Raw genomic sequence first — 24620 nt, 5'->3', positions numbered from 1 at the left:
TTCCCCGCGCCCCTTCGGGGCGCGATCACGTACCGGCCACCGTCGCGAAGCCGATCCGCCGGGGCTGGTGGAAACCGCTCGACCGGCGCATCCCGGCCAATAGGGATAGATTGGGTGGAGGTGTACGGGAGAGGAGGGACGTCATGTCCTCGAAACGACGCCGTAAGAAGAGGAAGGCGCGCGTGAAGGCCGCCAATCACGGCAGTCGGCCGCAGTCCTGAGTGGGGCCGGGGGCGGCGGGGCCCCGCCTAGTACGGCGGCTGCGGGTCCCCCTAGGCCGGGCGTGCGGTGCCCCGCGCTCCTCGCGGGGCACCGCCCGGCCGCACCATCAGCCGTTCCGGGCCGTGGAAGACCAAGTCTTCCGCGTACCGCACCGGTTCGTCCGCCAGCGTCAGCTGCGGGAGGCCCCGCAGCAGTTCCCCCAGCCCCAGTTCCGCTTCCGCGCGTGCCAGCGGGGCGCCGACGCAGTAGTGGATGCCCATGCCGAACCCCGCATGGCGCCGTGCGTCCCGGCGGATGTCCAGGTGGTCGGGGTCGGTGAAGTGGTCCGGGTCGCGGTTGGCCGAGCCCAGGACCATGGTGACCTTTTCGCCTTCCTTGATCGTCCGGCCCCCGATCTCGTCGTCCCGGTGCGCCCAGCGGCTGATCATCTGCACCGGCGAGTCGTAGCGCACCAGTTCCTCGACCGCCGCCGGGAGCAGCTCCGGCCGTTCGCGCAGCAGCGCGAGCTGTTCCGGGTGGGCCAGCAGGGCCAGCAGGCCCTTGCCCAGCAGGTTCGTCGTCGTCTCGTGGCCCGCCGTCAGGAGGTGGATGCACGTGCCCACGAGTGTGTCGTCGTCGTCCGGCTCCGCGGCCCCGAGCATGGCCGCGATCAGGTCCGTACCGTCCTCCGCGTCCTCCGCGTCCTTCGCCCGGCGCCTCGCCAACTCCTCGCGGAAATAGGCGTCCAGTTCCCGCGCAGCCGCGTCCGCGACCGCGAAGGCGTCCGGCCTGCGGGCCACCCGTGAGCTGGTGGCCTGCTGGAGGTCCACCGCGCGGGCGCGGAACCAGGGGCGGTCCGACCGTGGCACGCCCAGCAGTTCGCTGATGACGAGGATGGGGAGGGGGGCCGCGAAGCGGTCGACCAGGTCGGCCTCCTGCTCCGCGCCCAGTTCGGCGATCAGCCCCGCCGCCAGTTCGCGGATGCGCGGGCGCAGGCCCTCCACGATGCGCGGGGTGAAGGCCTTGGCCACCAGCGCCCGTACCCGGGTGTGCTCCGGCGGGTCCATGAAGACCATCCAGTGCGAGGCGGTCCGCTTGAGGTGCGGGCAGGTGTCCGGGATGCGGGAGGGGAGCGCCCCGCGTCCGTACCCGCGCCCGGTCAGCACGTGGGCCACGTCGTCGTGGCGGAAGAGGTACCAGGTGTCCTCCGCCCGGTGCACCGGGTCGTGTGCGCGGTAGTGCCGGTAGAGGGGGTACGGGTCCGGGAGGTGGACGTCGGCCGTGCGGAAGGGCCCGGGGGGTCCGGGGGTCTGTACCGTCATCGTGCACCTCGTACCGTGTCGGCGAGCCGGCCCGGATCGGCGGGCAGTTGCGTACCGCGCCAGGCCACGTGTCCGTCCGGGCGGACCAGGACGTGGGGCTTCCCGTAGAGGGCTGCGACCGATGCGTCGTGGCAGCGGGTCGTCCCCAGCGGAACCCGCCGGTCCGCGAAGGCCGTTGTCAGGGCTGCCAGGGCCGTCGGAGGGGCCGCGGGCTCGTCGGTGAAAGACAGCAGGCGGAAGCCCTGCCCGAAGAGGTCCAGCGTCGACGTCCCCTCGTCCAGCCAGGCGTGCGGGGCCCGGCCGCCGGGCACCGCATCGGTGCGCCAGTCGCCGTCGCCGTCGCCGTCGCTGTCGCTGTCGCTGTCGCCGTCGCCGACGACGAGGTCCGAGGCGTAGCGGAAGCCGAAGTGCACGTCCGGCGCCTCGAACTCGCCCCGCACCCCGCCCCGTTCGAGCTCCTTCGCCAGCTCGGCGCGGGCCCGGGCGCCGTCCTCCGAGTTGAGGAGGATCTCCTTCGGCAGCTCGCGGGCCATCGTCCGCATCAGGTTCACGTTGGCCTCCTCCAGGCTGCGCTCGGCCACCGGGCGCCGCTCTGTGTCGTAGGAGTCGAGCAGTCCGGGACCCGCCCAGCCCGCCAGGTCGGCGGCCAGCTTCCAGCCCAGGTCCGCGGCGTCGCAGATGCCGGTGTTCATGCCGAAGCCGCCGGAGGGCGAGAGCGTGTGCGCCGCGTCGCCGGCCAGCAGCACCCGGCCGCTGCGGAAGCGCCGGGCGACGCGGTGGGTCAGGTACCAGACGTTCTCGGAGACGATCTGCAGCGGGGTGTCGAAGGCGATGGCCGCCCGGACCATGGCCAGGGCGTCCTCGTCGAGGTCGCGGTTCCCGGCGTGCCCGCTCGCCGCCACCGTCAGCCGGTACAGCTCGCGCCCGTCCATGGAGCGCAGCGGGAAGCGCAGGGCGGGCGGCTGGGTGAGGAAGTGCACCAGGGCGCCGCGTGCGCCCAGTTGGCGGCGTAATTGTGGTGCCCGGAAGAGGATGTTGCGGAAGACCCTGGTCGCGTGCCGGGACGGTGCCGGGATCCCCGCGGCCTTGCGCAGGGAGGAGGAGGCGCCGTCGCAGGCGACCAGATAGCGGGCCCGCACGGTCATCCGCTCACGGGTGCGCAGGTCGGTGGCCCACGCCGTGACGCCGTCGGGGTCCTGGCGGAAGCCGTCCACCCGGCACTCGCGCCGCAGCGGCCCCTCGGGGTGCACGCCCACCTCCCGCGCCAGCAACGGGGAGAGCCAGTGCTGCGGGCAGACCTGCTCCGGCTCGGGGGTGTACGGCAGGGGCGGGCGGGTGTCGGTGGTGCCGAAGGGGAGCCGGTGGATCTCGTGGCCGCCGACCGCGGTCACCCAGGCGATGTCCAGCGGGTGATCGCCGGGCCAGCCCGCGTCGCGGATCCGCCCGGCAACTCCCCAGCGGCGGAAGAGCTCCATGGACCGCGGGCCCACCGTGCCCACCTTCGGGTGGACGACCGTGCCGTCCGAGGCGTCCAGTATCGAGAACCGTATGCCGCGATAGCGCAGGTCCAGGGCCAGCGCCATGCCGACCGGGCCGGCGCCCACGATGAGGACGTCGGTGTCGAGCATCGTCGGTGTCGTCTGGTGCGTCATGCCTCAGGTCCCCTCACGGCGGAAGAAGTCGGCGAAGAAGGCGCTCAGTTCGGCGACCTGCGCAGGCACCGGAGCACACTTGCGCGCGGCCGCCGACAGGTGCTCGAAGCGCAGCGCCAGCGAACGGCGCGCCACGTCCGGGCGGGGGATGCAGGCCGGTACGGCGTCGAGCTCGAAGGTCGGGCCCGCGGTGCGGCCGCGCCGCCCCGACTCCATGGTGACCAGCAGTTCCGCGAGCGGGCGCATCATGCCGGTCATCACGTCGATGGAGGCGTTCATCAGCTTCGACCGCCGCAGACTGCCGTCCGGGCTCTCCCCGAAGTGCTGCACCATCAGCTGCAGCATCATGTGGTACGAGCGGTTGAACAGCCGCCCCACCGCCCGCGCTTCGGGGTCGGTCACCGACTCCATGGCCGGGTTGCCCGCCCCCAGGGTGGGGTTGCGCAGCACCGGGTAGGCCGGGTTCCACGGCAGCAGCCTGCCGTGCGGGCCCGGCACGCGCTCGCTCGTCAGCACCTCGCCCATCCGCAGGAAGGTGTGGAAGTGCGAGGCCTCCGCGGGCCCGGCGGACCCCGCTGGCACCGCCCCGCCCTCGCCCTGCTCGGTGATCAGGTCGACGGCGAACAGGGCGCTGGTGAGGTCGTCCACCTCCAACTGGTAGTCCGGGTGATGAGCGTTGACGGACTCCCGCAGGAACAGATGGTGTTCGCCGCCGCCGCGCCCCTTCTCCACCAGGAACAGGTCCGGGACGCGCTGCAGGCCCTCCCGGATGCCCGCGTACAGCTCGCTCACCGAGTTCCACGTGAAGCCCAGCGGCACCACGCGGCTGCGGCCGTCGCCGTTCTCCCGGCGGACGTCCGGGGCGAGGCCCGCCGGCTGCTCGATCGCGATGTAGCGCTGCACGCTGCCGATGCTCAGCCCCTCCAGGGCGAAGTCCAGCGGCACCGGCAACTCCGCGTTGAGCGTGCCGAAATCGATCGCCGGCACGTGGAACGGCTCGCCCAGGGCCGTGATGATGTTGTTCACCAGCAGGAAGTGGATCATCTCCTCGCGGGCCACGTTCAGCAGGCTGCCGCGGATCCCGTCGTCCAGTGTCGCCCCGCCCTGCCCGCAGGCGATCTCCAGCTGCTCCGGCGTCCACAGGCCGCGCCGCACGTACTCCTGCCCGGCGCCGTAGGCCGGTACGGAGAAGGCCGCGTACAAGTACTCCAGGGTCACGGCCAGTTCGAGTGCGGCTCCCTGCTTGAGCGTGGTCAACAGCTCGCCGCGGGTGCTGATCGCCGGGCCGGTGCCCGTCAGCGCCGGGACGGTGAGCGGCGGGCGCACCCGCGCCTGCTGGTTGCGCAGGTACGCCAGCAGCAGGCGGGCCTTGGGGTCGGACAGGTCGCGGGTGGGCGGCATGTAGTAGGTCTTCGGCTTGTTGCGCGGGTCGCACATCTGCCAGGCGAGCTCCGCGTACGTCTCCACCTTGCACTGGTCGGCCAGGCTGAAGACCTCCGAGCGCATGAAGGTGGAGATCTGCTCGTAGTAGGCGAAGATCTCCCGGTGCAGCAGGGCGAAGTCCACGTCCCGGCGCGGGATGTCGTCGAGGTGCCAGTCGTCGGGCAGGACGCGCACGGCCAGCCAGCCGGCGCCCGCCCAGAAGCCGAGCGCGTCGGCGTCGTCGTAGGCCTCCCACGCCGAGCCCGGGCCGCCGGGCCCGGGACACGGCACGTCGTCGGGGTCGGCGGAGAGCAGGACGCGGCAGGTGCCCGCCCGCTCGCCGCGCAGCACGAGCGTTCCGTCGCCGTGCTCGTCGGTCCGTACGACGCACTCCTCCGCGTGGCCGCCGGCCCCGTCGCCCACGCCCACGATCACCGCGTCGCCGGTACGGGCCTGCGGGGAGCCCGCCGCCTTGTCGGCGGGCAGGGCGCGGGGGTTGAAGTACTGCCGGACGTGCACCCGCTCCACGCCCGCGGGGCGGCCGCGGACGTACGAGCGCAGCGGTACGCGCACGGTGTGGTCGTCTCCGCGCGCGAGGTCGCGGTGGTGCAGGACCAGGAGCGCGTCGTCGGTGTGGACGGTGGTCTCCTTCTCGGTCAGCAGTGTCACCCGCCGCCCGCCCGGGGTGGAGCCGGTCAGGCACAGGGCCTGGTGCTCCGCCTCCTCCCAGCCCGGCTCGGCGGGCACCTGGACGATGCCCGAGGTGAGGTCGCCGGCGCGGTAGACGGCCGCCGGCAGCCGGGCGACGAGGCGCCCGGACACCGCGGTCTGCAGCTCCAGGTCGCCGGCGTCCAGCGGCGGGCCGAGCCGGTGCAGCGGGCCGGGGCCCGGCTGCGCGGCCCGGGTGGTGACCGGCACCGCGGAGACCATGTTGAACTGCGCCCGCCCGTCGGCGACATCGACGGTGAGGTGGTGCAGCACGCGCTCCTGCCGGGGGACCAGGAGCCGCCCGGCCGGGTGGGTGCGCAGCTCGTGCGCGTGCCAGGGCGCGATGGTGCCCCGGACGCGCCAGTGGCTCGGCGCGTCCGGGACCAGCGGTGTGGTCATGCCGTCCAGCGCGAACTGCACGACGAGCCCGTCCGCACCCCTTTCGACGGCCTCCCGCAACGTACGTACCGCGGGGGAGGACTCCGCGTCGGGCAGCCACTCCGGCCCGCCGCCGTCGCCGTCCGCGGTGACCACGAACTGGTGCACCGCGCAGTAGCGCAGCTGAGACGCCCACGGGTGCCCGGAGGCCTCGCCCAGATCCCGGATCCGGGCGAAGTCCACCCAGCGCGGCGGCAGGAAGCCGCCGACCGGGCCGCTGAGCATGTAGCCGCTGCCCTCGTCGTGCGAGCGCCCCACGCGCCCGAAGCCGAACCGCCCCACCATCAGGGCCGTGGTCCAGCGGGACGCCGGGTCGAGATCGAAGATCCGGGCGCGGTTCACGGTGGTGCGCAGATACTCGTTGTAGTGGCCCCAGACGTCCACCGTCCGGCCCACCACCGGGTCGCCGGTGTCTGCGCGTCCGTCCGGTCCTTCTACGCTCACGATGCGCGCATCGAGCCAGAAGTGTCCGTTGCCGTCGAAGTTCCAGCCCTTGGCGGCGCTGAACTCCCCGTGCGGATCCGGCCGTCCGTCGGCGCCGAAGCAGGGGCCGCCCTGCTGCAGCTGGGCGTGGTACTCGGCGGCGGGCCGGTCCGCGGGGAACGGCCGCCCGTCGTGCGCCAGCGCACGCTGGGCGGCCAGGTCGACCAGCCCGCTGCGCGGGCCGGTCGGCAATTTGGTCGTCGCGGTGCCCGCGAAGTGCAGCCGCGGCAGGTCGAAGACGCTCATCACAACGCTCCGGCGGGGTCGTGGTGGCCGGATACCGCCGGGGCCCGGCGGCCGGGCGCGAAGGACTCGACCTCCTCGACGGCGCGCAGCGCCGACTCGATCGCCCCTTCGATCCACGCCGGGGCGGTCGAGCAGTGCTCTCCGGCGAAGAACAGCCGGTTCACGGGACGGGAGGAGCGCGCGAGCTCCTCCTCGCACTCCTGCGCGCTCTTGCCCCACCGGGTGGTGCAACCCCCGCCCGTCCAGGGGGAGTCCGCCCAGGCCGCGCTCACCGCGTCCAGGACCATGCCCGGCGAGAGCAGCTCGGGGTGGACCTCGCTCAGCTCCTGCAGCACCAGCCGGTGCCGACGCCGGGCCGGCATCCTGCCCAGCCGCCCGGCCTCGTCGCCGATGGTGTAGCTGGCCAGCAGCGCGGCGCCGCGGCCCGGGTCGCCGTCGACGGGCGGGTAGTAGGTCTGCCGGATCCGCCCGCCGGTGAAGGAGGCGCCCCCGCGTATCCCGCCCTCGCGCCAGAACGGTTCACGGCAGTGGAACGCCACCTTGGTGGCCGGGCAGTAGTCGACCTCCTCCAGCACCGCCACCTTGTCGGGGTCCAGCCCCGTCAGACGCATCCTCCGCAGTGCCGGGAACGGCACCGTGCAGACGACGAAGTCGCTGCGCCGGACGATGATGCGCGGGCCCGAGCGGATGCGCAGCACCACGTCGTCGCTGCGCACGTCGATGCCCACGACCCGGTGCCCGAAGGACACCGGCGCGCGCAGCTGCCCCGCAAGCCGGCGCGGCAGCTGGTCCATCCCGCCGTCCAGCCGCAGCAGCGCCGGGGACGTCTCGGTCAGGATGTCGTCGAGGAAGCTGTTCAGCCGCCCGCTGCAGCCCGCCCGGACGCCCGGGTGGGCCGTGAAGAGCGAGTGCAGGTCGACCCGGTCCCGGGCGGCGCCGCGCAGGTGACGGGCGAGGTCCACGTGGGCCACCAGGTCCAGCAGTTGGCGGCGCAGGTCCTCGCGGAGCGCCTCGCGCAGGTCCGGCGGGGCGGTCGCGTCGACGATGGCCGTCAGCCACGCGCCGAAGGTCACGACATCGTCGCCGTACTCCCGCCCGGGGCAGTGCGCGGCCAGGTCGGCCCGGAACGCCTCGCGCAGCGGGCCGGAGGCGTCCTTGATGCGGACGAAACCGCCCGCCGTCTGCAGAAATGCATTTTCCTCCGACAGGAGTGTCGTGAACACGCGCAGCTTGCTGCCCAGGCGCAGCCGCCGAATGTATTCGAGAGTGCGCCGGTGGTGCGTCGGAATGCGCATGGCGCCCAGTTCCACGGACGGCGCACCCGGGCCGGAGCCGAAACGGTGGGTGTGGATGCGACCGCCGATGCGCGTGTTGCCCTCCAGTACGTCCACCCGGTACCCGAGCCGCTCCAGCTCGTAGGCGGCCACCAGGCCGGCTATTCCGGCGCCTATGACCGTGACGTGACCGCCCCCGCCGGCCGGCTCGCCGAAGTCGCGAGCATGCCAAATCCGCGTGGTGTCGGACATGGAATTTTCCCCCCGTAAATGTGCATCAATTCCCCGTTTGAGCCCTCATAGAGTTTTCATAGACGCCTGACGAGTGCAATAAAGTTTCCGGACAGCCCGCAAACCCGTACCGGATTCTTCGCAGGTGTCGACGAATGCTTAGACGGCATACGCCCGTTGTGGTCGCGGGCCCGGGCGCGCGGCCCGGTACCCCGAGGCCGCGTCAGGTCCGTACTCCCCCGGGAGGAGGAAAAGATCCGTCCTCAGGGACGACGACGGGAGCCTCCGGCGCGAGGCATCGTGGAGACATGGACGACTTCGGGACGGCTCGCAGAGGAGAGCGGTGAGCGCGCTGGTGGTGTCCGTCCTGCTCTGCCTGGTCTCCGCCGGCTGCTACGCGGCCGCGGCCATCGCACAGGAGCGGGTCGCCGCCACCGAGGAGGACGACGGAGGGGCGTATCTGCCGCTGCGCCGCGCAGGCTGGTGGGGCGCGGTCGCCCTGACGTGCGCCGGCGCAGGGCTGCACGTGGTGGCGCTCGCCTTCGGGCCGCTCAGCCTGGTGCAGCCGCTCGGCGCGCTGACGATCGTCTTCGCGCTGCCCATGGCGGCGCTCTTCGACCGGCGCCCCGTCGGGGCCGCCGGATGGCGCGGCGCGCTCCTGGCCACCGCGGGCCTCGCCGGGCTGCTGAGCCTGACCGGCCCGTCGCGCACCGAGTCCCTGGGCAGCGCCCAGCGCACGGCCCTCACCGTCGCCGTGCTCGCGGCCGTGGCGGCGCTGCTGCTGCTCGCGCGCTGCATGCGCAGACCCGTCGTGCGGGGCGTGGTGCTCGCGGCGGCCGCGGGGGCGGCCTTCGGGATGGGCTCGGTCTTCACCAAGGCCGCCGACGAGGACCTCGAGGCGCACCGCATGAGCGCGCTGCTGCCCGCCCTCGCCGTGATCGCCGCGCTCGCCACGGCCGGGATGCTGCTGTCCCAGGCCTCCTACCGGGGCGCCGGACTGGCGGCCCCGCTGTCGACCGTCACCATCGTCAACCCGGTGGTGGCCGCGGCCGTCGGCGTCGTGGTGCTGGGGGAGGGCTTCCGGTACGGCCTGGCCGGCGGCCTGCTGGCCGTTGCGGCCGGAGCCGTGGCGGCGGCCGGCGTGGTCGTCCTGACGTACCGGTCCGCCGGTGAACCCGGCGTTGCGGCACGGGAGATCGTGGTGACGGAGCACCGGGTGCCTGCGGCGCGGGTGCCGGACCGGTGCCCGGTAGGGGCGCGGGGAACTGCGCGAGCAACCACGACGCGCCCGTAGTCGACGTTCTCGGGGCTTCGCCCCGGACCTCTGGGGTGGTGCGTTCGGCTGCGGGCCGGTGGGGGCTGGTCGCGCAGTTCCCCGCGCCCCTTACGGGGCGCCATGGCGCGCGGGGGCGTACCGCGCCACCATGGGGTGCCGGCCGGCCCACCGCTACCGAGGAGCGCGCCCGTGGAGTTCGACGTCGTCGTGGAGATTCCGCAAGGCAGCCGCAACAAGTACGAGATGGACCACGAACGGGGGCGCATCCGGCTGGACCGGATGCTGTTCACCTCCACCCGCTACCCCGCCGACTACGGATACGTCGACGGCACGCTCGGCGCGGACGGGGAGCCGCTGGACGCGCTCGTCCTCGCGGGCGACCCCACCTTCCCCGGCGTCTTCATCCGGTGCCGCGCCATCGGCATGTTCCGCATGACGGACGAACAGGGCGAGGACGACAAGGTGTTGTGCGTCCCCGTCGGCGACCCCCGGCACGAGCACCTGCGCGACCTGCGCCACCTGCCCGAGTTCGACAAGCTGGAGATCCAGCACTTCTTCGAGGTCTACAAGGAGCTCGAACCCGGCAAGTCCGTCGAGGGCGCATGCTGGGCGGACCGGGCCGCGGCGGAGGCGGAGATCACCGCGTCCCGGGAGCGGGCGAAGGGGACGGAGAAGGGGACGTCGAAGGGACCGCAGACGCGGTAGCCGCAGACGCGGTAGTCGCGGATGCGGTAAAAGAGGCGCATGGCAACTACGGGGCGGCGGGCGCCCGATGGGTGGCTCGTGGCCGTCGCGGCCGGGTACGCGGTGGTGCAACTCTGCTACGCCGTCGCGCACATGGACCTCGGCTGGGACGAGACCGTGTACCTCTCCCAGGTCGATCCCCGCCACCCGGCCGCGTTCTTCAGCGCGCCGCGCTCGCGCGGCGTGAGCTTCCTCGTCGCCCCCGTCGTCGCCCTCACCTCCTCCGTGCCCGTGCTGCGCGTGGTGCTGGTGCTGCTGTCCTCGGCCGCGCTCCACGCCGCGTTCGCGGTCTGGCAGCCGCTGGTGGGCCGGGCGCGCGTCGCACTCGCGGCGCTGCTCTTCGCCGGGCTGTGGATCACGGTGCTCAGCGGGCCGGAGGTGATGCCGAACCTGTGGATCGCGCTGTCGGCCGTCGCCGCGGCGGGGTGGTTCCTGCGCACCCGCGGCGACGGACGCCGCCGCGCCCTCGCCGCCCTCACCGCCACGCTCGCCGCGGCCGCCCTCTTCCGCGCACCCGACGCCGTCTGGCTCGCCCTGCCCCTGCTCGCCGTGTGCGCCGGGGTCCGGGACTGGCGCCGGCCCGGCACCGTGGCCGCCGTGTTGGGCGGGCTCGCGCTGGGCGGGGTGCAGTGGGCGGTGGAGGCGTACGTCCGCTTCGGTGGCATCGGGAACCGGCTGTCGCTCTCCAGCGACACCGAGGGCGGCATGGGCGCCCACCTCGGCGCGGGCCTGCGGGCCGCGTACCGCAGCCTCAACGGGCCGCAGCTGTGCCGCCCTTGCCACATCGCCGGACCGTCGGTGACGCATGCACTGTGGTGGCTGCTGCTGCCGTTGCTGGTCACGGCGGCGTGCGCGGTGGGGGAGAGGGCGGAGAGGGCGGTGACGCTGCTGCCCGTCGCCTGCGCGGTGGCCCTGGCGGCGCCGTACCTGCTGTTGCTGGACTACTCGGCGCCGCGGTTCCTGCTGCCCGTGTATGCGCTGCTTTCCCTGCCGGTGGCGGGACTTGTGGTGCGGGTGGCCCGGGGATGGCGCGTGGTGACGGGCGTGGTGTGCGTGGTGCTGGTTGCCCACGGTGCCGTGCAGCTGAAGGAGTTGCGGCTGAACACCGCCGATGCGCGGGACACGACCGTGCGGTACCGGCGCGCCGCACAGGAGTTGGGGCGGCTGGGGGTGAGGGCACCGTGCGTGGTGACGGGGCCGCGGGCGCAGCCGATCGCGTACGAGGCGGGGTGCGCGTCCGCGGAGACGATGGGGAACAACCGGTCGACGACGGTGCGGGGCATCGTGGATGCCGCATCCACGATGCCGGTGGCGATGCTGTACGACCCGGGGGATCCGTATCTGCCCGCTTATGCGCGGGCGTGGCATGCGCATGTGCTGCCGGGGACGGACTGGTCGGTGTACCTCAGCGTTCCGTAGGGAGCGCGACACGTCGTCTGCGGGCGCGTCGTGGCTGGTCGCGCAGTTCCCCGCGCCCCTTACGGGACGCGACCAGCCGCGACGGCGCTGCAGCCGAGGTGCTCGCCCGCTACGGGGCGAGGAGCGCCGCCAGGTCGCCTTCCACGTCCAGGTGGACCCCCTCCGCCCCCGCAGGGACCACCGCGTACGAGCCCGCCAGGAAACCGCGCAGCTCCGCCGTGTCGATCTGCACCATCGCCACGCCCTCCGTCGCGTGCAGCTCCAGCACCGTGCGCTGCGGCCCGCAGGGCCAGACGCGGACGTCGCCCGTGCCCGAGGGTGTGAGCAGGCCCCGTGCCAGCAGTTCCCGCGCGAAGATCCACGAGACCTCGGATCCGTCGAGCGAGGCCGCGGGCGGGAAGACGACGTGGACGGCGAAGGGATCGGCACTCGCGTACCGCAGACGGGCCCGGACCGTACGGGTCGGCGGAGTCGACGCGATGAGCCGTGCCTGGACAGCCTGGTCGATGACAGTGGACAACGCCTGCTCCCTTGCGGTTGATGTCCGGGTGGTGCGGTCCGTGCCTTCCTCGAAGGGTGAGACGTTGGAACCATTACGACAGTGCGATGAATCGAGCGTGACCTGCGTCACGCTTGGACCGGCAGGACGGCCAGCACCTCCCACCCGCCCCCGGGCGCCGGCCCCGCCGTCAACGAGCCCCCGATCGCATCCGCGCGCTCCGTGATGCCCACCAGGCCCAGCCCGCCGCTCTCCTCGGGCGGCCGCGGAGGTGCCCCGCGGTCACCGTCGTCGCGGACGGACACGAAGAGCCGCTCCCCGGAGCGCTGCAGCGTGATGTCCACCGCCGAGGCGCCGGGGCTGTGCTTGGCCACGTTGGCCAAGGCCTCGTCCATGATCCGGTGTACGGACGCGGCCAGTTCGGGGGCCAGCCCGGCGCCGAAGCACGGGTCGACGTCGAAGGTGACGTGTGCGTCGGGATGCGCGCGGCGGTAGGCCTCGACGGGCTCGGCGATCCGGTCCGGACCCGGCAGCGGCTCCCGGCGCGGGTGGTCCTGCTGGAGCACCTTGAGCAGCCGCTGGGCCGTCGTCATGGCCACGTCGCCGGCCTCCTGGATGTTGCGCAGCGAGGCGGCCACCCGCTCGTCCTGCGCCAGCGATCCGGTGGCCTTGGCCAGCAGGGTCATCGCCTGCACGTGGTGGGCGACGTAGTCGTGCAGCTCGCCCGCCAGCTCCAGGCGTTCGGCCTCGCGCGCGGCGGCCACCGCCTGGGCGCGCTCGGCGTCCCGGTAGCGCAGGCACAGCCCGAGCGCGGCGACGCCGGCCACGACGAGCGCGGACGCGACGACGGTCGTGCCGCTCGCGTCCGCGTCCCGGACCGGCGCGGCCAGCACCCCGGCCGCCAGGGCGATCCCCAGCGGCACGGCCGGCCGCACCGTGGTGCGCCAGGAGACCAGGCACAGCAGCACCAGCAGGGCCGCGCTCTCGGTCAGGCCCCAGACGGGGATCGGCTGCCCGGCCGCCAGCAGCCGGCCGGTCACCGCCCAGGACACCCCGACGGCCGCCGCGGCCCGCACGGCCAGCGGCCCCCACGGCAGCACGCACAGCGCCACCAGCAGCCCGGCGATCCACACCAGCAGATGCGCGTGGTGCGCGGCGGCGGAGTACGACGAGTAGGTGCCGGTTCTGCCGAGCAGACGGCCCTCGCACACCCACAGTCCGCAGAGGGCGGCCGCCAGCCAGCCTCGTCCGCGGGCGGTCCTGGGGCGCGCACCGGCGACCGCCGGCGGAGGCATCTGCGTCATGCCCTCGACGCTAGGCAGCCGCCCGCACGCGCGGATCGACCGTCCAGCCACAAGCCACTGGCCGAAAGGATGAACGTTTGACGGTCTCGGGGCGTGGACGCCACCGCCCGGCCTCCGCTAGCTTGCCCGTCCATGACAAGTGGGACAGTGAGACGCGGCCTGGCCGCACTGGCCGCAGTCGTCTGCGGGCTCGTTCTCCAGACACCGGCCCAGGCGGCCCCGCACCCTTCCTGGTCCTGGGAGGTCAAACCGGCCGGCACCGACGCCCGCTTCCGCGGGCTCGCGGCCGTGAGCCGGTCCACCGCATGGGCCGCCGGAACCAAGGGCACCGTGCTGCTCACCCGCGACGGCGGTCACCGCTGGCACACCGTCTCCCCGCCCGGCGCAGGCGCCCTGGAGTTCCGCGACGTCAAGGCCTCCGACGCCCGGCACGCCGTGGTCCTGGCCATCGGCGAGGGCGAGGCCTCCCGCATCCTGCGCACCGACGACGCCGGCCGCACCTGGACGGAGGCCTTCCGCAACACCGACCCCAAGGCCTTCTACGACTGCATGACCTTCTTCGACCACCGGCACGGCATCGCCCTCGGCGACCCCGTCGACGGGCGGTTCCGCGTGCTGAGCACCGGCGACGGTGGCCGCAGCTGGCACGTCCTGCCCTCCGCCGGCATGCCGCCCGCCCTGCCCGGCGAGGCCGCCTTCGCGGCCAGCGGCCAGTGCGTGGTGAGTTCGGGCCGCCACGACGCGTGGATCGCCACGGGAGGCGGCGCCGTCTCCCGCGTCCTCCACTCCGCCGACCGCGGCCGCACCTGGACGGCTTCCGCCGCACCCGTACCGGCGGGCGACCCCGCCCGGGGCGTCTTCGCGCTCGCCTTCCGCGACCGTACGCACGGGCTGGCCGTCGGCGGCGACTACCGCGCCGGTCAGGCGTCCCCGCACGCCGCCGCGCTCAGCCGCGACGGCGGCGCCACGTGGACGGAGGCCGGACTCCCGCCCGCCGCCTACCGCTCCGGTGCCGCCTGGCTGCCGCACAGCCGCACCACGGCCCTGGCCGTCGGCCCGACGGGCAGCGACCTCACCACGGACGGCGGCCGCAGCTGGCACGGCTTCGACACCGGCTCGTACGACACCGTCGTCTGCGCCCCGGACGGCGGCTGCTGGGCGGCGGGGGAGAAGGGCCGGATCGCCCGGCTGGGGCGATCAGGACGGTAGCGTCTCGCGGTACTGCTCCAGCGGTTCGGCGGTCTTCGTCGCGATGAACTTCGTGATCGTGTACTCGCACACCCCCGCGACGCTGAAGGGGTCGCTCTTGGCGATCTCCTCGATCTTCGTGCGGTCGTCGCCGAGCGCGATGATGATGCCGCCGTCCCGCGGGTCCTTGCGCCCGGAGGCGATGAAGACCCCGGACGCGTAGTGCGAGTCCAGCCAGGCGACGTGCTCCGGCAGGGCGGCCTCGATGCGGTCGATGGGTGCGATGTACGTCAGCTCCATTACGAACATGATCGACAGGCTACGCCCGTGCCGTAGCGTGGGAGCCACTATGACCAGTGCCATGACCGATACGTCCCGCAGTGTGCCGCCCGACTGGCCCACGACCGAGGCGGAAGCGACCGCCGTCCAGGACGAGTTGCGGGGCCGCGTGATCCTGGACGAGCCCGGCCCGGCGCCGGACGCGCCGCTGGTCGCGGTGGGCGTGGACGTCGCCTACGACGACGAGCGGGACGTCGTCGCCGCGGCGGCCGTGGCGCTGGACGCGGCCACGCTGGAGGTCGTGGGACAGGCGACGGCCGTGGGCCGGGTGAGCTTCCCGTACGTGCCCGGACTGCTGGCGTTCCGTGAGATCCCCACCGTGCTGGCCGCGCTGGACCGGCTCACGGTGGAGCCCGGCCTGGTCGTCTGCGACGGCTACGGCCTGGCGCACCCGCGCCGTTTCGGCCTGGCGAGCCACCTGGGGGTGCTGACCGGCCTGCCGACCGTCGGGGTCGCGAAGAACCCGTTCACCTTCCGCTACGAGCAGCCGGGTCCCCTGCGGGGCGACACGGCGCCGCTGCTCGACGGCGAGGAGGAGGTGGGGCGGGCGCTGCGCACCCGGGAGGGCGTGAAGCCGGTGTTCGTGTCCGTGGGACACCGGGTGAGCCTCGACGGCGCGTGCGCCCAGGTGCTGCGGCTGGCGCGGGGATTCCGGCTGCCGGAGACGACGCGGGCGGCGGATGCGCTGTGCCGTGCGGCGCTGCGGGGGGTTTAGGGGCACCGTTCTCCGTCGGCTGCGGGTCGGCTGTGGCTGGTCGCGCAGTTCCCCGCGCCCCTGACGGGGCGCGCCCCGGAGCCCCGCCACGCGGCGGAGCCGCAGATCGATGGAGTGGGAAGGGGCGGGTCAGGGGAAGAACCACCGAGTGACCCCCATCCTCACCGGCGTCATCCCGCCCCTCTGCACCCCGCTCACCCCGGCTGGCGAGGTCGATCGCCGCTCCCTCGCCGCCCTCGTCGAGCGCACCCTCTCCGCCGGCGCGGCAGCGGTCTTCGCGCTCGGGTCCAGTGGTGAAGCCGCCCTGCTCGACGACGCGCAGCGGCGCACCGTCCTGGCGACGGTCGTCGAGGCCGTCGCAGGGCGGGTGCCCGTGCTCGCCGGGGTCATCGACATGAGCACCGCCCGCGTCCTCGCCCATGCCCGGGCCGCCGCGGCCCTCGGGGCGGATGCGGTCGTCGTCACCGCGCCCTTCTACGTCACGCCCCATCCGGACGAGACCGCCGCCCACTTCCGGCGCGTTCGCGAGGGCGCCGGGCTGCCGGTCGTCGGGTACGACATCCCCTCCTCCGTCCACACCAAGCTCGACGCACGCACCGTGCTCGCCCTCGCGGAGGACGGCACCCTGGCCGGGCTCAAGGACAGCAGCGGCGACCTCAACGCCCTGCGGCGCCTGCTCGTCGCGCTGCGCGAGCGGGGCCTGCACGGCACGTTCTCCGTGCTGACCGGCTCCGAACCGGCCGCGGACGCCGCCCTGCTGGCCGGTGCGCACGGGATCGTGCCGGGGCTCGGCAACGTCGACCCGGATGGGTACGTACGCCTTTACGAGCACGCCCGCGCGGGCCGCTGGACGGAGGCCGCCGCCGAACAGGACCGGCTGGCCGCCCTGTTCGCCCTGACCGGTGCCGGGGATCCGGCCGTCATGGGCGGCGCGTCCTCCGCGCTCGGCGGTTTCAAGGCCGCGCTGCATCTGCTCGGCGTCATCGACTGCCCGGCCACCGCGGCCCCGCTGGCGCCCCTTCCGGACAGCGCGGTGGCGACCGTGCGGCGCATCCTGCAGGAGACCGGACTGCTGTGATCCGGTTCCGCCGCGTTGTCAGTGGTGCGGGTTAGCTTGGGCACATGGCAGGCAACGCAACCGGATCCGCTCCCCTCAAGGCCCGCGCCGCCGTGCGCACGTTCGCGCTGGGGCTCCCCGGCGCGGTCGAGGAGTTCCCTTGGGAAGAGGACGCGGTCGTCAAGGTCAACAAGAAGATCTTCGTCTTCCTGGGGTCGGAGGGGAACACCGAGACCCCCGGCATCGGCGTCAAGCTCAAGGACGAGGAGGCGCACGGTCATGCGCTCGCCGTTCCCGGCGCGGTGCCGAGCGGGTACGGGCTGGGGCGGCACGGCTGGGTGTCGATCCCGCTGACGGGCGAGAGCGCGCCCGTCGAGCTGCTCTGCGACTGGGTCGAGGAGAGCTATCGCACCATTGCGCCCAAACGGCTCGTCGCCGAGCTCGATGCCCGCTGACGGGCGTCAGCGGACGCGGATGGCGTTGAGTTTTTCTCTCAGGTAGCGGTGTGAGTCGATACCGAGCACGTCTGTACCCGGGTTGCACTCATAGAAGTAGACCAGTGACATCAGCTCTTCGGACGGCTCGTCGACCGGTGGCGGCAGCACGCGGTGCCGGCCGGAACGCCAGCGGCCTCCGGTCCAGAACGCCATGAGATCACCGATGTTGACGGTGAGTGCCTCCGGGTCGTACGGGGCGTCCTGCCAGCCGTCCTCGTCGGTGAAGACCTGCAGCCCTCCCCGGCCCTGCTGCCGGTCCAGGACGGTGACCGTGCCGAAGTCGGTGTGCGGCCCGATGCGGAACTGGCCGGGCTGCGGGGCCCCGACCGTCTGTACGCCCGGGTACCAGTTGATGTTGAATCCCCATGTGGGGCGGGTGGTGTGCCGGGTGAAGAAGTTCTCGCCCTCGCCGAGGGCGACACCCAGCAGTTCCAGGATGCCGTCCGAGAGACGGCGCATCCGGTCCAGGTATACGGTCACCAGGGGCCGGAGCGACGGGACCTCCGCGGGCCAGGTGTTGGGTGCGAACCACTCGGGGTCCGCGGGCGGGGCCCCGCCCGGGGCCTCCGCCGCGAAGGACAGGGACTCCTTGAGGTCGGGCGGCGTCTCGGTGCCCTCCGCATACCCGTTGGCCTCGGCACCCGGCCCGAGCCAGCCGCGCTCGCCGACCTCGACGGCGTACGGGCGCTTGGTCCTTTCCGGAAGCCGGAAGAACGCCTGGGCCTGCGCACGGACGGCGGCACGCAGGTCCGGAGCGATGCCATGCCCGGTGACGAGCAGGAACCCGGCGGTGCGCAGCGCTCGGTCGACCACGGCAGGGCTGTCGTCGATCCGCCAGGTGCGGAGATCGACAACCGGGAGGGAAGCCATGAAGCGACTCTTCTCGCACGCGCGGGATGCCAAACCCGCGTGACTCTCGGTGGGAGCCTGTAGAAGGGCTTGTGGAGAGTGGAACACGTTCTTAACATCACGGGTGTTACAGCAAATGTGTCACATGGCATGGGTGTTGGGGGACGCATGGCAAGGACAGGAGCAGGGGCGAGGAGCGGTCCGGACGGTCCGCTCGGCGGAGTGCGGGTCGTCGAGCTCGCGGGCATCGGCCCCGGGCCGTTCGCCGCCATGCTCCTCGCCGACCTGGGCGCCGACGTCGTCCGCGTCGACCGGCCCGGCGGCCCCGGGCTCGGCGTCGACCCGCGGTTCGACATCACCAACCGCAACAAGCGCTCGGTCCTCGTCGACCTCAAGACGGAGGCCGGCCGGGAGGCCGTCCTCGAACTGGCCGCCCGCGCCGACGTGTTCCTCGAGGGCTACCGCCCCGGCGTCGCCGAGCGGCTCGGCGTCGGCCCCGAGGCCGCCCTCGCCCGCAACCCCCGCCTGGTGTACGGGCGGATGACCGGCTGGGGCCAGGACGGTCCGCTGGCCGCCACCGCCGGGCACGACATCGGCTACATCGCCGTTACCGGCGCCCTCGGCCTGACCGGCCCGCCGGACGGGCCCCCGTACGCCCCCGCCAACCTCCTCGGCGACTACGCGGGCGGCTCCCTCTACCTGGTCGTCGGCGTCCTCGCCGCCCTCCACCACGCCCGCGCCGCCGGCACCGGACAGGTCGTCGACGCCGCCATCGTCGACGGCACCGCGCATCTGACCGCCATGCTGCACGCCATGACCGCGGCCGGCGGCTGGCAGGACCGGCGCGGCGTCAACCTCCTCGACGGCGGCGCCCCCTTCTACGGCACGTACGAGACCGCCGACGGGGGATACATGGCCGTCGGCGCGCTGGAGACGCGCTTTTACGCCGAGTTCGCCCGGCTCCTCGGCATCGAGAACATCGAGAACGTCGAGAACGTCGAGAACACCGCCGACGCCCGTACCGACATGGCCCGTTGGGGCGAGCTGCGCACGGCCGTCGCGGCCCGCTTCCGGCAGCGCACCCGCGCCGAGTGGACCGAGGTGTTCGCCGGCACGGACGCCTGCGTCGCGCCCGTCCTCTCGCTGCGCGAGGCGCCGCAGCACCCGCACCTCGCCGCCCGCGGCACCTTCGCCGCGCCCGGCGGCCTCGTCCAGCCCGCCCCCGCCCCGCGCTTCTCCGCCACCCCGGGCACCCTGCGCCGCCCGCCCGCGCAGCCGGGGGCCGACACGGCGGAGGTGGCCCGTGACTGGGACGTACCCGGACTCCACCAGCTCCAGAAGGGCCCGCACGATGAAGCGTGAGATCTACGGTGCCGAGCACGAGGCCTTCCGCGCGACCGTGCGCGCCTTCCTGGCCAAGGAGGTCGAGCCGCACTACGAGCAGTGGGAGAAGGACGGCGTCGTCTCCCGCGAGGCCTGGCTGGCGGCCGGCCGGCAGGGGCTGCTCGGCATCACCGTCCCCGAGGAGTACGGCGGCGGAGGCAGCACGGACCACCGCTTCGGCGCCGTGCTCACCGAGGAGTTCGCCCGCTCCGGCGCCGCCGGCTTCGGCGTCGAGCTGCACAACGACATCATCGGCCCGTACCTGATCGCGCTGGGCACCGACGAGCAGAAGCGCCGCTGGCTGCCGGGCTTCTGCACGGGCGAGACCGTCACCGCCATCGCCATGACCGAGCCGGGCGCGGGCTCCGACCTGCAGGCCCTGCGCACCACCGCCGAGGACCGCGGTGACCACTGGCTGCTCAACGGCTCAAAGACCTTCATCTCCAACGGGATTCTGGCCGACCTGGTGATCGTGGTGGCCCGCACGAAGCCGGAGGGCGGCGCGAAGGGCATGAGCCTGCTGGTGGTCGAGCGCGGCATGCCGGGCTTCGAGCGCGGCCGCAACCTCGACAAGATCGGCCTCAAGGCCCAGGACACCGCCGAGCTCTTCTTCCGCGACGTCCGCGTGCCCAAGGAGAACCTGCTCGGCGAGCTCCACGGCGCCTTCGTGCACCTGATGCAGAACCTCCCGCAGGAACGCCTGTGCATAGCGGTCGGCGCGATCGCCGCCGCCGAGTACCTGCTGGAGACCACCCTGCGCCACGTCAAGGAGCGCGAGGCCTTCGGGCGCCCGCTCGCCCGGCTCCAGCACGTCCGCTTCGAACTCGCCGAGATGGCCACGGAGTGCGCCGTCACCCGCACCTTCGTCGACCGCTGCATCGACGCACACGACCGCGGCGAACTCGACGCCGTGCACGCGGCGATGGCCAAGTGGTGGGCCACCGAGCTGCAGAAGCGCGTCGCCGACCGGTGCCTGCAACTGCACGGCGGCTACGGTTACATGACCGAGTACCGGGTCGCCAGGGCCTTCACCGACGGCCGTGTCACGACCATCTTCGGCGGGGCGACCGAGATCATGAAGGAGATCATCGGCCGTTCCCTGCTCGCGTGACCCTCTACGAATCCTTCTCGAAAGGCTGCCGACCCTTGAGCACCGAAGCGTACGTCTACGAAGCGATCCGCACCCCGCGCGGCCGCGGCAAGGCCGACGGGGCCCTGCACGGCACCAAGCCGATCGACCTCGTCGTGGGCCTCATCCACGAACTCCGGCACCGCCTGCCCGGTCTGGACCCGGCGGCGATCGACGACATCGTGCTCGGCGTCGTCAGCCCGATCGGCGACCAGGGCTCCGACATCGCCCGCATCGCCGCCATCGCCGCCGGACTGCCGGACACGGTGGCCGGCGTGCAGGAGAACCGCTTCTGCGCCTCGGGCCTGGAGGCCGTCAACCTGGCCGCGGCCAAGGTGCGTTCGGGCTGGGAGGACCTCGTCCTGGCGGGCGGCGTCGAGTCGATGTCCCGGGTGCCGATCGGCTCCGACGGCGGCGCGTGGTTCGGTGACCCGATGACCAACCACACCGTCGGCTTCGTCCCCCAGGGCATCGGCGCCGACCTCATCGCCACCCTGGGCGGCCACTCCCGCCACGACGTCGACTCCTTCGCGGCCCGCTCGCAGGAACGGGCCGCCGCGGCCTGGAAGGACGGCCGCTTCGAGCGCTCGGTGGTGCCGGTGCGCGACCGCAGCGGGCTCGTCGTCCTCGACCGCGACGAGCACTTGCGGCCCGGCACGACCGCCGAGACGCTGGCGAAGCTCAAGCCGTCGTTCGCGGCGATGGGCGAGGCGGGCGGCTTCGACGCGGTGGCGCTGCAGAAGTACCACTGGGTCGAGAAGATCGACCACGTGCACCACGCGGGCAACTCCTCGGGCATCGTGGACGGCGCGTCCCTCGTCGCCATCGGCAGCCGCGAGGTGGGCGAGCGGTACGGACTCACGCCGCGGGCGCGCATCGTCTCGGCGGCCGTCTCCGGCTCGGAGCCGACGATCATGCTCACGGGGCCGGCCCCCGCGACCCGGAAGGCGCTGGCCAAGGCCGGGCTGACGATGGACGACATCGACCTCGTCGAGATCAACGAGGCGTTCGCGGCCGTGGTGCTGCGGTTCGTCGAGGAGACGGGCGTCGACCTGGAGAAGGTCAACGTCAACGGCGGCGCCATCGCCCTGGGGCACCCGCTGGGGGCCACCGGCGCCATGCTCGTCGGCACGGTCGTGGACGAACTGGAGCGGCGCGGCGGGCGCTATGGGCTCGTCACGCTGTGCGTGGGGGGTGGGATGGGGATCGCCACCGTTGTGGAGCGCATTTAGGTAGCGCCCGGTACCACGGCGCCCCGTCAGGGGCGCGGGGAACTGCGCGAGCAACCCCCACCGGCCCGCAGTCGACTGCGGGTGCGCCGTGGCTGGTCGCGCAGTTCCCCGCGCCCCTGACGGGGTGCAGATTCCTTCCGCCCCCCGAACACGCCCTCAGGAGCCCCGACATGAGCAGCACCATCCGCTGGCAGCGCAGCGACGACGGCATCGTCACCCTCGTCCTCGACGACCCCGGTCAGTCCGCCAACACCATGAACGCCGCGTTCCAGCAGTCCCTCGCCGAGGTCGCCGACCGCCTGGAGGCCGAGAAGGACGGCATCCGCGGCATCGTCGTCACCTCGGCCAAGAAGACCTTCTTCGCCGGCGGCGACCTGCGCGAGCTCATCGCCGTCACCCCCGACCGCGCGCAGCAGGCCTTCGACGCCGGCCTGCGCGTCAAGCGCGACCTGCGCCGCATCGAGACCCTCGGCGTGCCCGTCGTGGCCGCCCTCAACGGGGCCGCGCTCGGCGGCGGTTACGAGATCGCCCTCGCCTGCCACCACCGCATCGCCCTCGACGCCCCCGGCTCGAAGATCGGTCTCCCCGAGGTCACCCTCGGCCTGCTCCCCGGGGGCGGCGGCGTCGTCCGCACCGTACGGCTCCTCGGCATCGCCGACGCGCTCCTCAAGGTGCTGCTGCAGGGCACCCAGTACAGCCCGCGGCGCGCCCTGGCGGCCGGGCTCGTCCACGAAGTGGCCGACACCGAGGAGGAGATGCTCGCGAAGGCCCATGCCTTCATCAACGACCACCCCGACGCCCGCCAGCCCTGGGACGCCGAGGGCTACCGGATCCCCGGCGGCACCCCGGCCGACCCCACCTTCGCCGCGGCCCTGCCCGCCTTCCCGGCCACGCTGAGCAAGCAGACCGGCGGCGCGCCCTACCCGGCCCCGCGCAACATCCTGGCGGCCGCCGTCGAGGGCGCCCAGGTCGACTTCGAGACCGCCCAGGTCATCGAGGCGCGGTACTTCACGGAGCTGGTGGCGGGCCAGACCTCCAAGAACATGATCCAGGCCTTCTTCTTCGACCTCCAGGCCGTCAACGCCGGCCGCAGCCGCCCGCAGGGCACCGAGCCGCGGCCCGTGCGCAGGGCGGCCGTGCTCGGGGCGGGCATGATGGGGGCCGGCATCGCCTACGCGTGCGCCCGCGCGGGCATCGAGGTCGTCCTCAAGGACGTCACCCTGGAGAACGCCCGGCACGGCAAGGCCTACTCCGAGGGCTTGTTGGACAAGGCCGTCGCCAAGGGCCGCACCACCGAGGCCGAGCGCGACGTCGTGCTCGCCCGCATCACCCCCACCGCCGACGTGGCGGAGCTGGCCGGCTGCGACGCCGTCATCGAGGCCGTGTTCGAGGACCCCGCCCTCAAGCACAAGGTCTTCCAGGAGGTCCAGCACGTCGTCGCCCCCGACGCCCTGCTGTGCTCCAACACCTCCACCCTCCCCATCACCCTGCTCGCCGAAGGCGTCGAGCGGCCCGCGGACTTCATCGGCCTGCACTTCTTCTCGCCCGTCGACAAGATGCCGCTGGTGGAGATCATCAAGGGCGGGCGCACCGGCGACGAGGCGTTGGCCCGCGCCTTCGACCTCGTCCGGCAGATCCGCAAGACGCCCGTCGTCGTCAACGACTCGCGCGGCTTCTTCACCTCCCGCGTCATCGGCCGCTTCATCAACGAGGGCGTGGCCATGATCGGCGAGGGCGTCCCCGCCGCCTCCGTGGAGCAGGCCGCCGCCCAGGCCGGCTACCCGGCCAAGGTGCTCTCCCTGATGGACGAGCTGACCCTCACCCTGCCGCGGAAGATCCGCGACGAGACCCGCAAGGCGGTCGAGGAGAGCGGCGGCACCTGGACCCCGCACCCCGCCGACACCGTCATCGACCGCATGGTCGAGGAGTTCGGCCGCCCGGGCCGCAGCGGCGGCGCGGGCTTCTACGACTACGTGGACGGCAAGCGCGCAGGGCTCTGGCCGGGCCTGGCCGAGCACTTCGGCCGGGCGGGGGCGGCCGTGCCCTTCGAGGACCTGAAGGAGCGGATGCTGTTCTCCGAGGCGCTGGACTCCGTCCGCTGCCTGGAGGAGGGCGTCCTCACCTCCGTCGCCGACGCCAACATCGGCTCGGTCCTCGGCATCGGCTTCCCCGGCTGGACCGGCGGCGTCCTGCAGTACATCAACGGCTACGAGGGCGGCCTGCCCGGCTTCACGGCCCGCGCGCGGGAACTCCAGGCCGCCTACGGCGAGCGCTTCGCCCCGCCCGCCCTGCTGCTGGAGAAGGCGGAGAAGGGGGAGACCTTCACCGACTGACCGCCCGCAGCTCCTCCTTGAGCGACCGCTGGAAGGCCGTCACCAGGGCCTGGACCACCAACGGCTGCATGTGGGCGGAGAGCGACTTCATGGCGTCGACCCGCTCGGGGTCCCACACCTCGTCGTGGAAGAGACGGGTGAGTTCCCGGGCGGTCGCGCGCGCCTGGTCCACCAGCACCGTGCGGGCCTTGAGGAGGGTCTCCAGCGGGATCGGGACGTCCAGCAGCTGCACGCCCAGGCCCAGCAGCCCGCGGTCCACCCGGAACACCCCGTCCCCGTCCGCCCGTTCGAGGACGTCCATGGCGGCGAGCCGCTCGACGTCCTCCTCGGTCAGGGCCCGGCCCGCGCGGCGTTCGAGCTCCTCGCGCGTGGTCTCCTCCGCCGCGTCCGGCGTCCAGGAGGCCACCACCGCGCGGTGGATGGCCAGGTCACGGGCGCTGAGGTCCGCGGGGAGGCCCTGCACGTAGCGCTCGATGGCGGCGAGCGTGAGGCCCTGGCGCTGCAACTCCTCGATCAGGGCCAGCCGGGAGAGGTGTTCGGGCCCGTAGTGCCCGACCCGGCGGGGGCCGATCTCGGGCGGGGGCAGCAGCCCGCGGGTGCCGTAGAAGCGGACGGTGCGCACGGTCATCCCGGCGCGGGCGGCCAGTTCGTCGATGGTGAGCATCACCATGTCAGTATT

General features: G+C 73.3%; 20 protein-coding genes. 11 read left to right on the top strand and 9 right to left on the bottom strand.

Annotated features, from left to right (window positions below; genetic code table 11):
* Window positions 1–272: 272 nt before the first annotated feature.
* Genes ACMATS_RS08390 through ACMATS_RS08375 form a run of 4 tightly spaced genes read right to left on the bottom strand, consistent with a single transcriptional unit; the run spans window position 273 to window position 7998 of the window.
* Complete coding sequence (locus tag ACMATS_RS08390) at window positions 273–1523, bottom strand: cytochrome P450 (RefSeq protein WP_414167505.1); 1251 nt, start codon at window positions 1521–1523, stop codon at window positions 273–275.
* Window positions 1520–3175: an FAD-dependent monooxygenase gene (locus tag ACMATS_RS08385; protein WP_414167504.1), complete on the bottom strand. Its 1656-nt coding sequence runs from the start codon at window positions 3173–3175 to the stop codon at window positions 1520–1522. The genes ACMATS_RS08390 and ACMATS_RS08385 overlap by 4 nt, the downstream gene beginning before the upstream one ends.
* A 3-nt stretch (window positions 3176–3178) precedes the next feature.
* Window positions 3179–6472 carry a ferritin-like domain-containing protein gene (locus ACMATS_RS08380; protein ID WP_414167503.1) on the bottom strand — a complete coding sequence of 1098 codons (3294 nt, stop codon included), beginning with the start codon at window positions 6470–6472 and terminating at the stop codon, window positions 3179–3181.
* Window positions 6472–7998 (bottom strand): flavin monoamine oxidase family protein, encoded by a 1527-nt coding sequence (locus ACMATS_RS08375; RefSeq protein ID WP_390778013.1) that lies wholly within the window; start codon window positions 7996–7998, stop codon window positions 6472–6474. The genes ACMATS_RS08380 and ACMATS_RS08375 overlap by 1 nt, the downstream gene beginning before the upstream one ends.
* A gap of 322 nt (window positions 7999–8320) precedes the next feature.
* Here ACMATS_RS08375 and ACMATS_RS08370 point away from each other — a divergent pair, with 322 nt between their 5' ends.
* The 3 genes from ACMATS_RS08370 (at window position 8321) to ACMATS_RS08360 (ending at window position 11416) form a co-directional block, all read left to right on the top strand.
* On the top strand, window positions 8321–9271 hold the full coding sequence (locus tag ACMATS_RS08370) for a DMT family transporter (RefSeq protein WP_414167502.1): 951 nt from the start codon (window positions 8321–8323) through the stop codon (window positions 9269–9271).
* 171 nt (window positions 9272–9442) lie between these two features.
* Complete coding sequence (locus ACMATS_RS08365) at window positions 9443–9958, top strand: inorganic diphosphatase (protein ID WP_390778011.1); 516 nt, start codon at window positions 9443–9445, stop codon at window positions 9956–9958.
* A 39-nt stretch (window positions 9959–9997) separates the two neighbouring features.
* Window positions 9998–11416, top strand: a complete 1419-nt coding sequence (locus tag ACMATS_RS08360) for a hypothetical protein (protein ID WP_414167501.1) — start codon at window positions 9998–10000, stop codon at window positions 11414–11416.
* A 109-nt stretch (window positions 11417–11525) separates the two neighbouring features.
* Here ACMATS_RS08360 and ACMATS_RS08355 read toward each other — a convergent pair whose 3' ends face one another.
* Together ACMATS_RS08355 and ACMATS_RS08350 are read right to left on the bottom strand one after the other, a co-directional pair.
* Entirely contained in the window at window positions 11526–11936 is a 411-nt protein-coding gene (locus ACMATS_RS08355; RefSeq protein WP_390778009.1) for an SsgA family sporulation/cell division regulator, read from the bottom strand.
* A gap of 107 nt (window positions 11937–12043) precedes the next feature.
* Entirely contained in the window at window positions 12044–13219 is a 1176-nt protein-coding gene (locus ACMATS_RS08350) for a sensor histidine kinase (RefSeq protein WP_414167500.1), read from the bottom strand.
* Between the two features lie 132 nt (window positions 13220–13351).
* On the opposite strand from ACMATS_RS08350, the gene ACMATS_RS08345 reads away from it, so the two are divergent.
* Complete coding sequence (locus ACMATS_RS08345) at window positions 13352–14428, top strand: WD40/YVTN/BNR-like repeat-containing protein (RefSeq protein ID WP_414167499.1); 1077 nt, start codon at window positions 13352–13354, stop codon at window positions 14426–14428.
* On the opposite strand, the gene ACMATS_RS08340 is transcribed toward ACMATS_RS08345, so the two are convergent.
* Entirely contained in the window at window positions 14417–14716 is a 300-nt protein-coding gene (locus tag ACMATS_RS08340) for a YciI family protein (protein ID WP_390778006.1), read from the bottom strand. The genes ACMATS_RS08345 and ACMATS_RS08340 overlap by 12 nt on opposite strands.
* 52 nt (window positions 14717–14768) lie before the next feature.
* Here ACMATS_RS08340 and ACMATS_RS08335 point away from each other — a divergent pair, with 52 nt between their 5' ends.
* The 3 genes from ACMATS_RS08335 to ACMATS_RS08325 all read left to right on the top strand — a co-directional run bounded on the left by ACMATS_RS08335 (window position 14769) and on the right by ACMATS_RS08325 (window position 16973).
* Window positions 14769–15461: an endonuclease V gene (locus tag ACMATS_RS08335; protein ID WP_391156499.1), complete on the top strand. Its 693-nt coding sequence runs from the start codon at window positions 14769–14771 to the stop codon at window positions 15459–15461.
* 109 nt (window positions 15462–15570) lie between these two features.
* Window positions 15571–16539, top strand: coding sequence for a dihydrodipicolinate synthase family protein (locus ACMATS_RS08330; RefSeq protein WP_414167498.1), 969 nt, complete (start codon window positions 15571–15573; stop codon window positions 16537–16539).
* A 44-nt stretch (window positions 16540–16583) separates the two neighbouring features.
* On the top strand, window positions 16584–16973 hold the full coding sequence (locus ACMATS_RS08325; protein ID WP_391156502.1) for an MmcQ/YjbR family DNA-binding protein: 390 nt from the start codon (window positions 16584–16586) through the stop codon (window positions 16971–16973).
* 6 nt (window positions 16974–16979) lie between these two features.
* Here the strand turns inward: ACMATS_RS08325 and ACMATS_RS08320 are convergent, their stop codons facing one another.
* Window positions 16980–17885 carry an isopenicillin N synthase family dioxygenase gene (locus ACMATS_RS08320; RefSeq protein WP_414167497.1) on the bottom strand — a complete coding sequence of 302 codons (906 nt, stop codon included), beginning with the start codon at window positions 17883–17885 and terminating at the stop codon, window positions 16980–16982.
* Window positions 17886–18032: 147 nt separating this feature from the next.
* Between ACMATS_RS08320 and ACMATS_RS08315 the strand changes: the two genes are divergently transcribed.
* From ACMATS_RS08315 to ACMATS_RS08300, 4 genes are all read left to right on the top strand, one after another.
* A complete protein-coding gene (locus ACMATS_RS08315) occupies window positions 18033–19226 on the top strand; it encodes a CaiB/BaiF CoA transferase family protein (protein ID WP_414167496.1) in 1194 nt (397 codons plus the stop codon).
* On the top strand, window positions 19216–20358 hold the full coding sequence (locus tag ACMATS_RS08310; RefSeq protein WP_414167495.1) for an acyl-CoA dehydrogenase family protein: 1143 nt from the start codon (window positions 19216–19218) through the stop codon (window positions 20356–20358). The genes ACMATS_RS08315 and ACMATS_RS08310 overlap by 11 nt, the downstream gene beginning before the upstream one ends.
* A 35-nt stretch (window positions 20359–20393) precedes the next feature.
* On the top strand, window positions 20394–21608 hold the full coding sequence (locus ACMATS_RS08305) for an acetyl-CoA C-acetyltransferase (protein ID WP_414167494.1): 1215 nt from the start codon (window positions 20394–20396) through the stop codon (window positions 21606–21608).
* Window positions 21609–21778: 170 nt separating this feature from the next.
* A complete protein-coding gene (locus ACMATS_RS08300) occupies window positions 21779–23941 on the top strand; it encodes a 3-hydroxyacyl-CoA dehydrogenase NAD-binding domain-containing protein (protein ID WP_414167493.1) in 2163 nt (720 codons plus the stop codon).
* Here ACMATS_RS08300 and ACMATS_RS08295 read toward each other — a convergent pair.
* Window positions 23931–24611, bottom strand: a complete 681-nt coding sequence (locus ACMATS_RS08295) for a MerR family transcriptional regulator (protein ID WP_390777997.1) — start codon at window positions 24609–24611, stop codon at window positions 23931–23933. The two genes, ACMATS_RS08300 and ACMATS_RS08295, sit on opposite strands and share 11 nt — an antisense overlap.
* Window positions 24612–24620 lie beyond the last annotated feature (9 nt).

It is taken from the genome of Streptoverticillium reticulum, assembly GCF_047456005.1.
Lineage (GTDB): Bacteria > Actinomycetota > Actinomycetes > Streptomycetales > Streptomycetaceae > Streptomyces > Streptomyces reticulum.
The sequence above is the reverse complement of the archived record's forward strand: the minus strand, read 5'-3'. Positions and strand labels throughout refer to the sequence as shown.